Source organism: Rhodococcus sp. NCIMB 12038, from assembly GCF_002165735.1.
Lineage (GTDB): Bacteria > Actinomycetota > Actinomycetes > Mycobacteriales > Mycobacteriaceae > Rhodococcus_F.
The window spans coordinates 457,293-472,692 of sequence record NZ_NHML01000001.1 but is presented as its reverse complement, the minus strand read 5'-3'; the positions used below and the strand labels follow the sequence as shown (position 1 = coordinate 472,692).

General features: G+C 68.7%; 11 protein-coding genes. 7 read left to right on the top strand and 4 right to left on the bottom strand.

Translation table 11 applies throughout. The features are described from left to right. Window positions 1–31 precede the first annotated feature (31 nt). The 3 genes from CA951_RS02095 to CA951_RS02085 all read left to right on the top strand — a co-directional run bounded on the left by CA951_RS02095 (window position 32) and on the right by CA951_RS02085 (window position 3,230). On the top strand, window positions 32–1,012 hold the full coding sequence (locus CA951_RS02095) for a 4,5-dihydroxyphthalate decarboxylase (protein ID WP_087555244.1): 981 nt from the start codon (window positions 32–34) through the stop codon (window positions 1,010–1,012). A 31-nt stretch (window positions 1,013–1,043) separates the two neighbouring features. Then, on the top strand, window positions 1,044–1,895 hold the full coding sequence (locus tag CA951_RS02090) for an amidohydrolase (protein WP_087555243.1): 852 nt from the start codon (window positions 1,044–1,046) through the stop codon (window positions 1,893–1,895). Between the two features lie 111 nt (window positions 1,896–2,006). Then, window positions 2,007–3,230, top strand: coding sequence for an MFS transporter (locus CA951_RS02085; RefSeq protein ID WP_087555342.1), 1,224 nt, complete (start codon window positions 2,007–2,009; stop codon window positions 3,228–3,230). Here CA951_RS02085 and CA951_RS02080 read toward each other — a convergent pair. After that, window positions 3,227–6,481: a protein kinase gene (locus CA951_RS02080; RefSeq protein ID WP_087555242.1), complete on the bottom strand. Its 3,255-nt coding sequence runs from the start codon at window positions 6,479–6,481 to the stop codon at window positions 3,227–3,229. The genes CA951_RS02085 and CA951_RS02080 overlap by 4 nt on opposite strands. A 131-nt stretch (window positions 6,482–6,612) precedes the next feature. After that, on the bottom strand, window positions 6,613–7,638 hold the full coding sequence (locus CA951_RS02075) for a LacI family DNA-binding transcriptional regulator (protein ID WP_087555241.1): 1,026 nt from the start codon (window positions 7,636–7,638) through the stop codon (window positions 6,613–6,615). A gap of 165 nt (window positions 7,639–7,803) precedes the next feature. Here CA951_RS02075 and CA951_RS02070 point away from each other — a divergent pair, with 165 nt between their 5' ends. Beyond that, on the top strand, window positions 7,804–9,237 hold the full coding sequence (locus CA951_RS02070; protein WP_087555240.1) for a cytosine permease: 1,434 nt from the start codon (window positions 7,804–7,806) through the stop codon (window positions 9,235–9,237). Window positions 9,238–9,323: 86 nt separating this feature from the next. On the opposite strand, the gene CA951_RS02065 is transcribed toward CA951_RS02070, so the two are convergent. Beyond that, window positions 9,324–10,466: an RNA-guided endonuclease TnpB family protein gene (locus CA951_RS02065; protein WP_087555239.1), complete on the bottom strand. Its 1,143-nt coding sequence runs from the start codon at window positions 10,464–10,466 to the stop codon at window positions 9,324–9,326. Window positions 10,467–10,673: 207 nt separating this feature from the next. On the opposite strand from CA951_RS02065, the gene CA951_RS43970 reads away from it, so the two are divergent. Beyond that, entirely contained in the window at window positions 10,674–10,841 is a 168-nt protein-coding gene (locus CA951_RS43970; protein ID WP_256973192.1) for a hypothetical protein, read from the top strand. Continuing rightward, window positions 10,838–11,128 (top strand): MoaD/ThiS family protein, encoded by a 291-nt coding sequence (locus CA951_RS02055; protein ID WP_087555238.1) that lies wholly within the window; start codon window positions 10,838–10,840, stop codon window positions 11,126–11,128. The genes CA951_RS43970 and CA951_RS02055 overlap by 4 nt, the downstream gene beginning before the upstream one ends. A gap of 1 nt (window position 11,129) precedes the next feature. Here CA951_RS02055 and CA951_RS02050 read toward each other — a convergent pair whose 3' ends face one another. Beyond that, a complete protein-coding gene (locus CA951_RS02050) occupies window positions 11,130–11,801 on the bottom strand; it encodes a cyclase family protein (RefSeq protein WP_087555237.1) in 672 nt (223 codons plus the stop codon). Between the two features lie 100 nt (window positions 11,802–11,901). On the opposite strand from CA951_RS02050, the gene CA951_RS02045 reads away from it, so the two are divergent. Further along, the gene (locus tag CA951_RS02045) at window positions 11,902–15,399 is read left to right on the top strand and encodes a serine/threonine-protein kinase (RefSeq protein WP_087555236.1); all 3,498 of its coding nucleotides are present in this window, start codon (window positions 11,902–11,904) and stop codon (window positions 15,397–15,399) included. Window position 15,400: the final 1 nt, after the last annotated feature.

Below are 15,400 nucleotides of genomic sequence, written 5' to 3'. Positions count from 1 at the left end.
CTCGCTCCTTCTGGAATACGAAAGGCTGAACATGAACACGCTCTCGGTCGCACTCGGCGACTACCAGCACGTGCAGGCCCTGCTGGGCGGCGACGTCCCGGTGAACGGCTACGAGGTGAAGCCGGTCGAGGTCAGCCCGATCATCGGCGCATACCGCCGGATGATCCGCGATCTCGAGTTCGACGTGTGCGAACTCGCGCCGACCTCCTACCTGATGGCGTTGCAGGCCGGGGTGCCGCTCACCGGTATCCCCGTCTTCCTCAACCGCCGCTTCCACCACGCCGACGTGCAGTGCGGTTCGGCGTCGGGAATCCGCTTCCCCGCCGACCTCAGAGGTAAGCGGATCGGTGTCCGCGCGTACACGGTGACCACCGGGGTGTGGATGCGCGGCATCCTGCGCGACGAGTACGGCCTCGACATCGACACCGCGCAGTGGGTCGTGGACGACGACGACCACATCGAAGGCCGTGCCCCCGCGAACGTCGAACGCGTCACCGACGGCCGCTCGCTCGGCGAGTTGCTGCGGGCAGGCGAGATCGACGCCGCATTCAGCGGCAACGCCGGCACCGGACGCGCGGGGGCGCCGCGAGCCGGGTGGTCGGCGGCGGCCGAACAACCCGCGGTCGAGGACGGGCCGTACCCGCTGTTCCCCGACCACGAGGTGCTCGCCACCGACTGGTATCTGCGCACCGGGATCTATCCGCTGCACTCGGTGATCGCGATCCGCAGCGAACTCGTCGACCGCGACCCGGGGTTGCCCACCGCCCTGTACGCCGCATTCGCCGAGAGCAAGCGCCGACAGATCGAGGCAGATCCGCAGTGGTCGGCGCTGCCGCGACTGGGCAAGCAGGCCAAGCAGATCCAGAGCGATCCGATTCCCTACGGTCTCGACGCCAACGACGCGAGTGTGCGCGCGCTCGTGAAGTACTCCCGGGACCAGGGTCTCCTCGACCCGGACTTCTCCACCGATCCCCACCAGGTGTTCGCCAAGGGCGACTACCCGGACGCCTGAGCCAGCCCACCGAACGAGAAAGGTGTAAACCTTGGACATCGTCGACACCCACTGCCACATCATCTCCGACGACGTGACCCGCTACCCCCGGGCCCCGATCGGCGGAACCCAGTCGAGTTGGGCGACCACCCGCCCGGTCACCGCCGACGGCATGGTCGAGCGCATGGACGAAGCCGGGATCGGCCAGGCCGTACTGGTACAGGCGACAACCGCCTACGGCTACGACAACTCCTACGTACTCGACAGCCGGGCGCAGCGGCCGGACCGGTTCATCGTGGTGGGCACGGTGGATCCGTTGCGGCCGGACGCCGCCGACAACCTGGAGTCGGCGGTCGGCGAAAACGGCCTCGCCGGAGTCCGGCTGTTCACCAGCGGCAGCACGGTACCCACCCAGGGAGAGTGGTTCGCCGCGCCGGAGACGTATCCCTTCTGGGACAAGGCCACCGAACTCGGCGTCACGGTGTGCCTGCAGATGCGGCTCGGTCCGGCGACCGAGCAACTGCACCTGCTGCTGCGCCGGTTCCCGAAGGTCCGCGTGCTGCTCGATCACATGGGGTACCCCGACATCGCCGCCTCACCCACCGATGCCGGTGAGACGGTGGCGGAGTTGGCCGTTCACCCCGCCCTGCACCTCAAGCTGACACACCGCAACCTCGAACGCCTGCACGACGCCGGCGCGAAGGCCGCAGGTTTCCTCGATCCGGTGCTCGAAAGTTTCGGAGCGAACCGGATCGCCTGGGGCTCCAACCTTCCCGCCGCGGAACAGTCGCTGCCCGAACTCGTCGCCCTCGCACAGGAGGTGCTGGCCGAGGTTCCCGAGCCCGAACGCCGGGAAATCTTCGCGGGCACGGCACGACGGCTGTACCCCGGCCTGGCCGGATAGGTACTTCTCGCGAGAAACCGCGGGTCCTGCCGGGTGTTCGGTTCCTTCGAGCCGAACACCCGGCCGACCGGCATGTCCAGGATCGCCGATGGAAGGGAGGAAACCACGCCGATGACCGTCCTCTCCGGCCTCCGCGGACAAACCTTCGCGTCACTGCGCACCACCAACTTCCGCCGTTACATCACCGGCCAGACGATCTCGCAGGCCGGCAAGTGGATGCAGACCATCGCCCAATCGTGGCTCGTCCTCGAACTTTCCGGCTCCGCCACCGCAATCGGTGCGGTGATGGCGTTGCAGACCGTGCCGATGCTCCTCGTCGCCCCGTATGGCGGCGTCGTTGCCGATCGGGTCGACAAGCGGCGCCTGATGATCGCCCTGCAAACCCTGATGGGGATGCAGGCACTGGTCCTCGGAATCCTCACCGTCACCGGGACGGTCCACCTCTGGCACGTCTACGTTCTCGCGCTCGTGCTCGGCCTGAACCAGTGCTTCGAAACTCCGACACGCCAATCGTTTCTGCTCGAGATGGTCGGGTCCGATCAACTGCGCAACGCCGTCAGCCTGCAATCGGTACTCACCTCCACGGCCCGCATGGTCGGACCTGCCGTCGCCGGGCTCGTCATCGCCGCCGGCGGTGTCGGACTGTGTTTCCTTCTCAACGCCGCAAGTTTCGTCGCGGTCGTGGTCTCCCTGCTCATCCTCGATGTCTCGCAGCTCAATCCGTCCCCACCGACGGCCCGGGCTCGCGGTCAGCTCCGCGAAGGCCTCGCGTACGTCCGGCAGTCCTCGGAACTGACCGTACCGCTGACCATGATGGCGCTGGTCGGTTGTTTCGCCCTCGAATTCCCCATGGTCCTGCCGGTGATCGCCGACCAGACCCTCGACGCCGGACCGGGCGCATACGGCTTCATCACCGCCGCGATGGGAGCGGGATCCGTCGTTAGCGGGCTCGCCGTCGCAACCTGGGGCCGGACCGGAACCGGGCCGCTCGTCATCAGTGCGACGGCGTTCGGAGCCGTTCTCCTCGTCGCTGCCGCCGCCCCCAATCTGTGGGTCATGCTGGTCGTCATGGCCTGCGTCGGAGCATGCAGTGTCGCGTTCAACTCGACGACGAACAGCACACTGCAACTCGCGGCCGCACCGGACAAGCGCGGACGGGTCATGGCCCTGTTCGGCATGGCATTCATCGGATCCACCGCGGTCGGCGGGCCCATCACCGGATGGGTGTGCGAACAATGGGGCGGCCGCGCGGGACTGCTTCTCGGGGCGGTCGCCTGCCTGATCGCCGCAGCTACCGGCGCGCTGTGTCTGAGAAACCCCGGCAGCCGACTTTAGTCGTGCGCCTGCTCCACGACCCAGGCCGCGACCTGGGCGCGGGAGGTGAATCCCAGCTTGGCCAGGATGTGCTCCACGTGGCCCTGGGCGGTGCGCGGTGAGATCACCAGGCGGTCGGCGATGGCCTGATTGGTCAGGCCTTCGGCGATGAGGTCGGCGACTTGGCGTTCCCTTTTGGTCAGGCGCGTCGGCGCGTCGGTGGCCGGTGTGGAGGTGCCGGGCTGCGCTTCGTGGAGGACGTAGGCGATGGCCGCATCGAAGCCGAACTGTTCACCCTTGCGGTGGGCCGCCGCGAACGCTTTGTCCCCGAGTTCCTGCCGGGCCTTCGCGGCGCATTCCGTCTGGTAGACAATCAGATCGGAATGGATCACCGCGGCACTGCCCACCGACCTCGCCAGCCACTGCGCGGCTCCCATCAGCACCGCGGCCCGAGTCGGGTCTCGTCTCTCACACGCGATCCAGGCCAGCGCTTCGACGGCGGCCGCGGCGAAGCGGGGGCTGTGCACCTGCCGCGACAGCTCCAGCGATTCCTCGAGGTACCGCACTGCGCGATCGGCGGCGCCCTGTCGCCACACCGCAATTCCCAAGGCCCACAGCGAATGCGATCGGTACATCTTCTCGCCGTACTTTTCCGTGATCGCGAGGACCCGCTCGTGGCGTTCGACGGCTCGTTCGGTCTGGCCGGACAGTCCGTAGGCCAACCCGAGAAGATAGAGCACGTTCGTCTCCAGTGTGCGATCCCTGCGTGTGCTGAACTCCGCGAGTGCAGTTTCGAGGTGCGTGCATGCGTCTGGGAGGTCCCCACTGTAGAGGGCCAGCGTTCCGTCGGCGAAGGAGACGAACGCGCGCATCATGGGGTCGCTCGTGTGCGCGGTGAGGTTCCGCGCCTCCGCCACGAGCGCGGACCCGGACTCGAGATCGCCCTGCACGTTGGCCATCACGCTGGCGCAGTACAGCGCCCTGATCCGGTCGACCGTCGGTTCTCCGGGATAGCGGGCCAGTAGGTCGGAGAACCAGCGCCGCCCCTCGCTGTACAGGCCCTGGGAGGTCCAGAACCAGCGGAGTGCGGCGCCGGTGCGCAGGCCGGCGGCGGGATCGTCGTCGAGGCAGAACTCCAGCGCCTCACGGAGGTTCGGTTGCTCCCGCTTCAGGCGGGCGATCCAGTCCAACTGCCGGGCGCTGATCCACTCGGCCTCCGCCCCCAGCGCCAGCGCCTCGTACCAATCCCGGTGCCGGCGACGCAAAGTCACGGTCTCACCGGTCTGCCCGAGTTTCTCGTAGCCGTACGCGCGGAGGGTCTCGAGCATCCGGAACCGCACCACCGGCCCCTGCCCCTCCCGGATCAGGATCGATTTCTCCACCAGGGAGGTCAGCGTGTCCAGCAGCTCGTCCGGACCCAGTCCGTCGCCGCAGACCTGCTCGGCGGCATCGAGTTCGACGCTGCCGGCGAACACCGCCAACCGTCCCCATATCAGTTGCTCACGGGCGGTGCACAGTTCGAAACTCCAGTCGATGGACAACCGCAGGGTCTGCTGCCGCGTCGGCGCACCGCGGCTGCCGCGGGTCAGAAGTGTGTAGCGGTCGGTCAGCCGCTCGAGGATCTGCTCGGGCGACATCGCCCGCAACCGGGCGGCGGCCAGTTCGATCGGCAACGGCAGCCCGTCGAGGCGGTGGCAGATCCCGGCCACCGCCGCCGCGTTGTCCTCGGTCAGCGCAAATCCGGGAACCGCGGCGGCGGCGCGTTCGGCGAACAGGGTTACCGCGTCGTATTTGGGCAATCCCCGCAGGGACGGTTTCCGGTCGGGATCGGGCACGGTCAGCGGCGGCACCTGCAGCACCGCTTCCCCGCCGATGCCGAGGGATTCGCGGCTGGTCGCCAGAATCCGCAGCGCCGGGCACACCTGCAAGAGTGTCTCGGTCAGCTCGGCCACGGCGTCCACCAGGTGCTCGCAGTTGTCGAGGACCAGCAGCGATTCTCTGGAGGCGAGGAACTCGATCAGCACGTCGCGCAGCGGCCGCGACGAATGGTCCCGCACCCCCACCGCGGCGGCCACCGCGTCGACCAGCGTGGACCCGTCGCGTAGTTCGCCCAACTCGACCAGTCGCGCACCGTCGTCGTAGTCGCGTTGCACGGCCGCGGCGACCCGCATCGCCAGCCGGGTCTTGCCGACGCCGCCGATCCCGGTCAGCGTCACCAGCCGCGATCCGGCGAGCAGGTTCTTCGCCTCGGTGAGTTCGTGCCTGCGGCCGACGAAACTCGTCAGTTCCAGGAGGAGGTGTCCCGTCACGCCGCTCGATGGTGTGGTGCCGCGCGGGCCGTGCCCTCGGTCGTGGACCTGTGCGTCGGGTTCCGTGCGGAGGGCCATGTCGTCGACAGAAAGACCGTGATCGAGTTGGATCCGCCGCAGTTCCTCGCCGAAGTCGGCGGCGGTCGCCGGACGTTCGCCGGGTTCGCGGGACATTGCCCGGGCGATCACGTCGGACACGTCGTCGGGAATTCCGTGCTCCCGCAGGTCCGGCACGGGTTGCGTGGTTATCCGCAGGAACTGCGCGACCACCTGCTCGCCGCTGCGGCGTTCGAATGCGGCGTGGCCGGTGAGGGCGCTGAACAGTGTGGCGCCGAGTCCGTAGACGTCGGCGGCCGGGCTCGGCGGGTCGCCTTGGAGGACCTCCGGTGCGGTGTAGGCGGGCGATCCGGTGACTGCGCCGGTGGCGGTCTCGAAACCGCCGCTGATGTGGGCGATGCCGAAGTCCGTCAACTCCGGTTCGCCGTAATCGGAGAGCAGAATGTTCGCGGGTTTGACGTCCCGGTGCAGGATCCCGAGCCGATGCGCCGTCTCCACCGCGCCGGCCATCTTCACCCCCAGCCGCAACACCTCGTCCAGTTCGAGGGGGCCGTCCGTGCGGACCCGGGCCTCCAGCGACCCGTGCGGGTGATACGGCATCACGATGTACGGAACACCGCTGTCGGTGACCCCGACCTGCAGGACGCCGACGATGTTCGGGTGACCGGTGAGCCGGCCCATCGCCCGCTGCTCCCGGAAGAACCGGGCCTTGTTCTCCTCGTCGAGATCGACGGTCAGCACCTTCACCGCCACCGTGCGATCGAGGTCCGCCTGGGTGCAGCGGTAGACGACGCCGAAACCGCCGCGCCCGATCTCCTCGGCGTCGTCGAAACCGGCCGCACTCAGCTCCGACGCCACGACGGGGACGACGTACCGCTGCGTGTCGAGCGGATCACCTTCACCCATCGGACGGACCACTCACCCCGTCGGCTCGTGCTGCCGCGCGCTGGTTCCGACGGCACGACCGGAGCGCAGATACAACCGTGGACTCGCCTCTCGATGGCGTGCCCACAAGGATATCGCTGCCATCCGTCGAATCAGGGCGTCCGGGTGGAGTTCCGCACGATGAGGCGTCCGTGGAGTTTCCCCGGCGGCACGGGCCGGTCGAGGTCGTCGAGGCGGTTGACGAGTTGTGTGACGGCAACGCGGGCAAGGAGTTCGGGCTGCAGGTCCACCGAGGTGATGGGGGGCGTCGCGGATCGGGTGTGCTCCGAGTCGGAGCCGCCGACGATCTGGACGTCGCCGGGAACGTCGAATCCGCGTTCCCGGACTCGCGTGAGCATGCCGGCCGCGTGCCTGCCGGTGAGGCAGTACACCGCGTCGGGCGGGTCGCTGCGGTCGAAGAGTTCGTCGGCGGCGTCGCGGCCGCCGGACTCCCCGGTGGTCTCGGGCCGGTGGACGACCATCGGGTCCTGACCGCGCACCGCCGCCCAGGCACGGTAGGAGGCCTCGGCGCCGAGGTTCCACGAGTTGGGGTCGGTTCCGGCGACGAGGGCCACTCGTGTCGCCCCCGCGTCGTCGAGGTGCCGCAGCACCAGGTCGGTCATGAGTTCGGTGTCGGTGTCGATCCAGTTGTCGTACGCGGCCCGCGCCGGATCCTTGCCGACGGACAGGAACGGCACGCCTTCCCCGAGAAGCATCTCGATGAGGGGGTCGTCGGTGACGGGTTCCGTGATCAGGAACCCGTCGCAGGCGAGGGCGGCGGCCGGTGACTCTTCACGCGTCGGGTCCGACACCAGCATGAGTCCGTAGCCGAAATCCATCGCGGCCAGCGCCGCCGAACCCGCGAACCGCAGGAAGTAGTCGACGCCCTCGGGGAGCGAAGAATCCAGTGTTTCGAGGGGCCGAAGCACGAGGGCGAGGACGCCGAGGCGGTTGCTCCGCAGTCCCCTCGCCACGACGTCGGGCCGGTAGCCCAGGGACTTCGCGGTCGCGCGGACCCGCTCCCGCGTCGCGGCGGCGACGACCCCTTTGCCGCTGAACGTGTGCGACACCGTGGTGGTCGACACCCCGGCGTGCCGTGCCACGTCGGCGATGGTGGGCCGCGATCGCTTCTCCGTCACCGGTTCAGGCTACCAACAGTCCGACCTGCACCAAATCGATTTGTGAATTACCCTCCGACTCGCTTGCCCAAATCGATTTGGTTCCGTACGGTGACCCGGGTCACGCCAGATTGGCGATTGCGCCACCAGCCGCACACATCCGTGCTCATCTACCCGGAGGACCCCATGGCATCGACTCGAGCAGACTCCCGCGGGGTGAAACCCGGCACGACACCGCCCGCCGACCGTGCCGGGCAGGTGGAGACGCACGGCATCGACTTCATCCCGGACAGCGAGCGGCACGGCCGCGCCCGGGACCTGTTCGCCGTGTGGGCGGCGCCCAACGTGAGCTACCTGGCCCTGGTCGTCGGCGGCGCACTGATCCTGATGGGCCTGTCGTTCTGGCAGGCGCTCGCGGTGATCGTCGTCGGCAACCTGTTCTCGATCCTCACCGGGATCGTCGCCGCCAGCGGACCGGCGTCGGGCACCCCCAGCGAGGTGATCACGCGGGCGATCTTCGGCATCCGCGGCAACCGCGTGAACATCCTCGTGACCAGCTGGTTCATCAGCGTCTGCTACCTGGCGCTGAACTGGGCGGCGGCGTCGTACACGGCGTTCCGGCTCCTCGAACGGTTCGGCATCGACGCGACCACCCCAGTGAAGGTCGTCGTCATCCTGGCGATCGCCGCCGCCACGCTGGCCATCGGCGTGTACGGGCACGCGACGATCGTGCGGCTCTACCAGCCGCTGGCCGTCGTGCTGATCCTGATCTTCGTGGTGATGGCCGGCTACGTCGTCGGGAATGCCGACTGGGGTTACCAGCCGGCGGAGGCGCTCCACGGGATCGGACTGTGGGCGACGGTGGCCGCGGGTGTGTCCATCGTGGCGTCGGCTCCGCTGTCCTACACCAACAGCGCGGACTTCGCCCGCTACCTGCCTGCGACCACGTCGCCGGTGTCGGTCACCGTCTGGACGGCGCTCGGCGCGTTCGTCCCCAGCGTGTTGTTCACCGCACTCGGCGCACTCGCGGGCACCGGGCTCGACATGGCCGACCCGCAGAGCGCGCTCGAGGCCGTCCTCCCGTCCTGGTTCACGCCGATCTTCCTGCTCGCCGTCATCGTCGGCACCATCGCCAACAACGCGATGACCGCCTACAGTTCCGGGCTCGCGCTGCAGTCGGTCGGGCTGCGCCTGCGCCGCTCGCGCAGCGTCCTCCTCGACGGCTCGATGGGCGTCGCCATGACGCTGTACGCCCTGCTCGTCTCCAACTTCCTCGACACCGTCAGCAACATGATGCAGCTCGTCGTGACCGTGATGGGCCCCGTGATGGCCGTGTACGTCGCCGACGTCCTGTGTCGCCGCAACCGCTACGACGGCCTCGGGCTCGGCGACGAAACCAGCAGCAGCCCCTACTGGTACAGCGGCGGGATCAATTGGGCAGGAACGGTCGCCGTCTTCACCGGCATCGCCACGGCCGCGCTCTGCGTCGCCGCCCCGGTCTACACCGGACCCGTCGCGAACGCGCTCGGCGGCGTGGACCTCTCACTGCCGGTCGGGTTGCTCGTCTCCGCGGCGCTGTACGTCGTGCTGATGCGCACGTACCGAACCCGCCCGTGTTGACGTCCTCTCGGCCGTGAACGACCGAGATTCCCCTCGAGACTCACGTCCCGAGGTTCCTGTTTCACCGACAGTCGCCGCCCCGCACCTTATGTGCGAGGTGGTCTCACACCGTCTCCGCAGGCTGCCACCGCCAGTCCGACGGCCAAAATGTTCCTCGCCGCGTTCACATCCCGGTCGTGGACGACGCCGCATCGGCACGTCCATTCCCGCACGTTCAGCGGCATCGTCGACGCGATCTTCCCGCACACCGAGCAGGTCTTCGACGACGGACAGAACCGGTCGATCGCCACCACCCGCCGCCCGTACCAGTCGGCCTTGTACTCGAGCATGGTCCGGAACTCCGACCAACCCGCATCCGAGATCGCCCGGGACAACGACCGATTCTTCACCATGTTCCGCACACTCAGATCCTCGATGGCGATCACTTGGTTTTCGCGCACCAGTCGAGTGGAGAGTTTGTGCAGATAGTCGCGGCGCCGATCGGCGATCCGGCCATGGATCTTCGCGACCTTCAGTCGGGCCTTGGCCCGGTTACGCGATCCCTTCTGCTTCTTGGCCAGCACCCGTTGCGCCTTCGCCAACCGCTCACGGTCCGTGCGCTCGTGTCGCGGGTTGGTGATCTTCTCCCCCGTCGAGAGCGTGTAGAGGCTGGTGATCCCGGCGTCGAGCCCCACCACTTGATCGGCCGGCTCGAGTGCGGTGATGGTGTCCTCGACGAGGATCGAAATGTGGTACTGACCGCGAGCGTTACGCGACACCGTCACCTGCGACGGCACGGCCCCCTCCGGTAGCGGCCTCGACCACCGAATGTCCAGGGGTTCGGACTGCTTGGCCAACCGGAGCTGCCCGCCCCGGTAGGTGAAGCAGTTCGAGAAGTAGGTCGCCGAATCCTTCGACCGNCCCTTCCTCTTGAACTGCGGGTAGCCGGATTGTTTGCGCCAGAACGTCTCGAACGCNCCCTGCAACTGCCGCAGCGATTCCTGCAACGGCCCCTTCGACGGCTCCGCCAACCACGCCGTCTCGGCATCGCGCTTCCATCCGGTGAGCATCGTCGAGGTGTCGCTGTAGGTGATTCGCCGCTGCTCCTGCGACCACGCCCGCGTCCGCTCNGCCAACGCCCGGTTGTAGACATACCGGGTGCACCCGAACGTCCGCGCAAGCTGATCCGCCTGCACCGCAGTCGGATAGAAACGAAACTTGAACGCCCGCTTCACCACCCTCCCCACCATGACCGAAGACACTAACCCCACGGTCCGACAAATCCAGATCGGCTACCCCGGACCCGAAGGACCGAGTTTGCACCGAAAGACTCACGGATCAGGGCGGACGGTGAACGCATCCCGCCGGACGGCCGGCTGGCCGTCTACCGGAGCGAGGATGCCGGGCACAGCTGGACGCGCCTCGACAGCGGGCTGCCCGAGCTCGACTACAACGTGGTGCTCCGCGACGCGGCCGCGGTGGACATCGCCGACCCGGTCGGCGTGTATTTCGGCACGCGCGGCGGTGAGGTCTACGGGAGTGCCGACGAGGGCGCAACCTTCCGCACGGTGGCGGCGCACCTGCCCGACGTGCTGTGTGTGCGGGCCGCGGTGATCGAATCATGAGCGAGGGCGTCACCGTTCGGGTTCCGCGGGCGCTGGCGTCGATCGTCGGCGGGAAGCGCTCCGTGGACGTGCCCCTCGACTCCGCCTCGACGGTCTCCCACGTGCTCGACGTCCTGGCAGGCGAGTTCCCGATTCTCGGCCGCCGGATTCGGGACGAGACCGGCGCCTTGCGGCGGTACGTCAACGTCTATGTGGACGGCGAGGACGTCCGGCTCCTCGACGGCGTCGGGACCGAGGTGGCCCCCGGGCAGGAACTGCAGATCCTGCAGTCCGTCGCCGGTGGTTGAGTTAGTCGGCCAGTTGCATCGCGACGGCCCGGGTAGGGGCTCCGTCACCGTCCTCGAGGGAGATCGGCAGGAGACTGACGAGCGGGTCCGGGAAGTCGATCCGGTCGAGTCGGCACAGGTTCTCGCCGATCACGCCGCCCGCGTCGGCGATCAGGTGGTGAACCGGATATCCGGCATCGGCGTGCTCGTCGTCCGGTGTCTCGTCGACGCTCGGGGCGTCGAGGCAGAACGTCCGCACGCCCCGATCGAGCAGCAATGCGCACAGTGCGGGGTCGAGGAACGGATGCGTGTAATAGGCGTCCGTTCCGTAGAACCGAGACCACCCGGTTTGGAAGACGGCGATGTCGCCCGGCCGGACGTCGTCCGCCCCGGACCCGATCAGGTCCGGGGTGATCCGCTGCCGCGCATCGATCCCGCGCACGTCGAACACGACGCCGCGGCCGACGAACAGCTCCGGTGCCAGCCGATCGATGGTCGCCGCCCCCGCTTTCAGGTGCGCCGGGGCGTCGACGTGCGTCCCGGACTGCGAACCGATCCGGACGTCCAGGACGTTGTAGCCGTCGCGCTCGAGGGTGCAGTGCCGGGTCAGGGTCGGCACCGGGTCGCCGGGATACACCTGCATCCCGGGCCCGATGGTGTGGGACAGATCCACGACTTTCCGCACGTGTGGCATCGCTCGATTGTCCGGGATCCGGGCATGGGAACGCACGCCGGGACGCCCTCGGCGTCACCCGTGCCGCGATATGCTCGATGGCGAGCGAAGAGGTGGTGGCATGACCGATTTCGACCCGCTCGCCACCCAGCGTGAGTCGGTGACTGCGACCTTCACGGCCGAGCTGTCCGCGGTCGGGCTGGAGGACGCCAAGGAGATCGGGCACGGTGGGTTCGGGGTGGTATATCGGTGCGCGCAACCGGAACTCGACCGGACGGTGGCGGTCAAGGTGCTCACCTCGGCGCTCGACGCCGAGAACCTCGAACGCTTCCTGCGGGAGCAGCGCGCCATGGGCAGGCTGAGCGGCCACCCGCACATCGTCAACATCATGCAGGTCGGGACCACCGACACCGGCAGGCCGTACATCGTGATGCAGTACCACCCCCACGATTCGCTGGACGTGCAGATCCGGCGGCGCGGGCCCATTCCCTGGAGCGACGCCCTGCGGATCGGGGTGAAACTCGCGGGTGCGCTCGAAACAGCGCACCGGGTCGGTATCCTCCACCGGGACGTCAAACCGGGAAACATCCTGCTCACGGAGTACGGCGAACCGCAACTCACCGATTTCGGGATCGCCCGGATGTCGGGGGCGTTCGAGACGACGGCGGGCACCGTCACCGGGTCCCCCGCGTTCACCGCGCCGGAGGTCCTGTCGGGGCGGACCCCGACCGCCGCGTCCGACGTGTACAGCCTCGGCGCGACCCTGTTCAGCGCGATCACCGGGCACGCCGCCTTCGAACGGCACAACGGCGAGGAGGTGATCGCGCAGTTCCTGCGTATCACCACCCAGCCCGTCCCGGACCTGCGGACCGAGGGATTCCCCGAGGACCTCAGCGCCGTGATCCAGCGGGCGATGGCCGGGAAACCGGAAGATCGCCCGGCGTCCGCCGCCGCGTTCGGGGACGAACTGCGCGAGGTCGAGCGGCACCACGGTCTGGCCGTGGACGAGATGGCGATGCCCGTCGACCCCGGTGTCCATCACACCGAGGACTCCTCGCACGGCACGGTCTCGACCGTCTCCGGTCCGTTCCGGACGTCCACGACGGGACGGGCGAAATATACGTCGACGCCGCCGCCCGCGCCTGCCACCCGGTTCCGGCCGCCCGCCGCGACCCGGCAACTCGTGGAGCGCGACCGGCTGATCGACCTGCTGCGGGCCGGCCGCCGTCGCCTGCTGACCGTGATCCACGGTCCCACCGGATTCGGCAAGAGCACCCTCGCCGCCCAGTGGCGGAACGTCCTCGCCGACGAGGGTGTGGCGGTCGCGTGGCTGACCGTCGACAGCGACGACGACAACGTGGTGTGGTTCGTCGCGCACCTCATCGAGGCGATCCGCCGCGTGCGCCCCAACCTGGCGAAGGAACTCGGCCAGGTCCTCGAGGAGCACGACGACGAGGCCGAATGGTATGTGCTCACCTCGCTCGTCAACCAGATCCACGAGAGTGGCGAACGGATCGCCCTGATCATCGACGACTGGCAGCGCGTGTCGGAACCCACGACGATCGCCGCCCTGGAGTTCCTCCTCGACAACGGGTGCCACCACCTGCAGGTCGTGGTGACGAGCCGGACCCGCGCCGGTTTGCCGATGAGCCGGATGCGAGTCAAGGACGAACTCGTCGAAATCGATTATTCGGAACTGCGTTTCGACGATTCCGAGGCGCGGTCGTTCCTCGTCGACCTCGGCGGCCTGCCGCTCGACAGCGAGGACGTCACCGAACTGCGCGACTCGACGGACGGCTGGGTGGCGGCGCTGCAATTGGCATCGCTGTCGCTGCGCGGGCGCGCCGATCCGTCGGAACTGATCGCCGGACTGTCCGGGCGCCACCACGCGATCGGCGAATTCCTCGCCGAGAACGTCCTCGACACCCTCGAACCCGAGATGCTCGACTTCCTGCTCGCCACCTCGATCACCGAACGCACGTGCGGCAGTCTCGCCAATACCCTGGCGGGCACGTCCCGCGGGCAGGCGATGCTCGAGGCGGCCGAGGACCGGGACCTGTTCCTGCGCCACATCGACGACGAGCGAACGTGGTTCCGCTACCACACCCTGTTCGCCGAATTCCTGCGCCGCAGGCTCGAACGCGACCAGCCCGACCGCGTCCGGGAACTGCACCGGGCCGCGTCCCGCTGGTTCTGCGACCACAGCCTGCTCCGCGAGGCCGTCGAGCACGCCCTTGCCGGCGGCGAAGAGCAACGCGCCGTGGAACTCGTCGAGGCCGACGGGCTGTCGCTGCTCGAGCAGTCGCAGTCGGCGACCTTGTCCACGGTGGTCGACATGCTGCCGCCGGGTCTCGTCGCCACGAGTGCCCGGCTGCAGGTCACGACGGCCTGGGCGCACGCGATGACGAACCGGACCACGGCCGCGGAGCGGTCACTCGAACGAGCCGAACGGGCACTCGCCGACAGCGAGGCGAGCGCGGGCGACACGGCGGATCTGCGGGCGGAGGCGGGCGTGGTGCGTGCCGTGGCCGAACTGCGCAGCGACCGCACCGAACGGATCGACGAACTCGTCGGCGACTGCCTCGCCCGGCCGGAGTCGCTGCACCCGTGGGTGGTGTGCGCCGCGTTCAACGTCAGCACGTTCGCCGCGGTGTACCGGTTCGACTTCGCGGAGGTGCGCAGGATCCAGGAGGTCGGGCGACCCTTCTACGAGCGGAACAAGGGACCGCACAACGTCGTTCACGGCCAGAGCTACCTGGGTGTCGCCTCGTACGAGCAACTCGACATCGACGATGCCGTCGACCGTTTCCGGCGTGCCCGCCGAGCAGGCCGGAAACTGGGTGGGCCGCGAGCGCCGTCCGCCCGGCTCGCGGGGTCGCTGCTCGGTGAGGTGCTCTACGAACGGGGCGACGTCGAGGAGGCCGAGCGTCTCCTCGACGACGGATACACCCTGGCCATCGAGACCGGCGGGGTGGATTTCAAGGTCGCCCGCTTCGTCACCGGAGCGCACGTCAAGGCGCTGCGCGGCGACCGCGAGGAAGCGGCGAAACGCCTCCACGCCGGACTCGAGGTGGCCGGAACCTACTCCCTCGCCCGCCTGCGGGCCCGTGTCGAGAACGAACGACGCCGACTCGGCATCGCCGCGCATCCGACCCTCGGCGCACCGGACCCGGTCCGCTACGAGAACCGGCGGCGACCGGTCGCGGGCATCGACGAGATCGTCGCGCAGGTCGAGGAGGCCACCGCGGTTCGGATGCTGCTCGCCACCGGGGCCCGTGAGAACATCGAGACGGCGTGCGCGTGGACGCAGGAGTGGACCGACCGGCTCGCGGGCACCGGCCGCAACCGCGCCCACCTGCTGGCCGAGCGTCTCCGGGTGGCGTGCCTCGCCGCGGCGGGCCGCGAGGACGAGGCGAAGCAGGCACTGGCGTCCATCGCCTCGATCTGCGCGGCGCGCGGACTCCACCGGGTACTTCCCGACGGCGGGCCCCTCGTCGTCGCCCTGGTCGCGGATCTGCGGGCCGATCAACTGGCCGGCGACTGGCCCTCGGACCGGCCGACGGTCCCCTCCGATTTCCTGGAGGAGCTGCAGAACTCGACGTCTCCGTACACCATGTGAC

Bases quoted from the DNA above. Each gene is read 5' to 3' on its own strand.
- CA951_RS02085 (WP_087555342.1), top strand. From the start codon at position 2,007: ATGACCGTCCTCTCCGGCCTCCGCGGACAAACCTTCGCGTCACTGCGC.
- CA951_RS02050 (WP_087555237.1), bottom strand. From the start codon at position 11,801: ATGCCACACGTGCGGAAAGTCGTGGATCTGTCCCACACCATCGGGCCC.
- CA951_RS02055 (WP_087555238.1), top strand. From the start codon at position 10,838: ATGAGCGAGGGCGTCACCGTTCGGGTTCCGCGGGCGCTGGCGTCGATC.
- CA951_RS02070 (WP_087555240.1), top strand. From the start codon at position 7,804: ATGGCATCGACTCGAGCAGACTCCCGCGGGGTGAAACCCGGCACGACA.
- CA951_RS02095 (WP_087555244.1), top strand. From the start codon at position 32: ATGAACACGCTCTCGGTCGCACTCGGCGACTACCAGCACGTGCAGGCC.
- CA951_RS02080 (WP_087555242.1), bottom strand. From the start codon at position 6,481: ATGGGTGAAGGTGATCCGCTCGACACGCAGCGGTACGTCGTCCCCGTC.
- CA951_RS02045 (WP_087555236.1), top strand. From the start codon at position 11,902: ATGACCGATTTCGACCCGCTCGCCACCCAGCGTGAGTCGGTGACTGCG.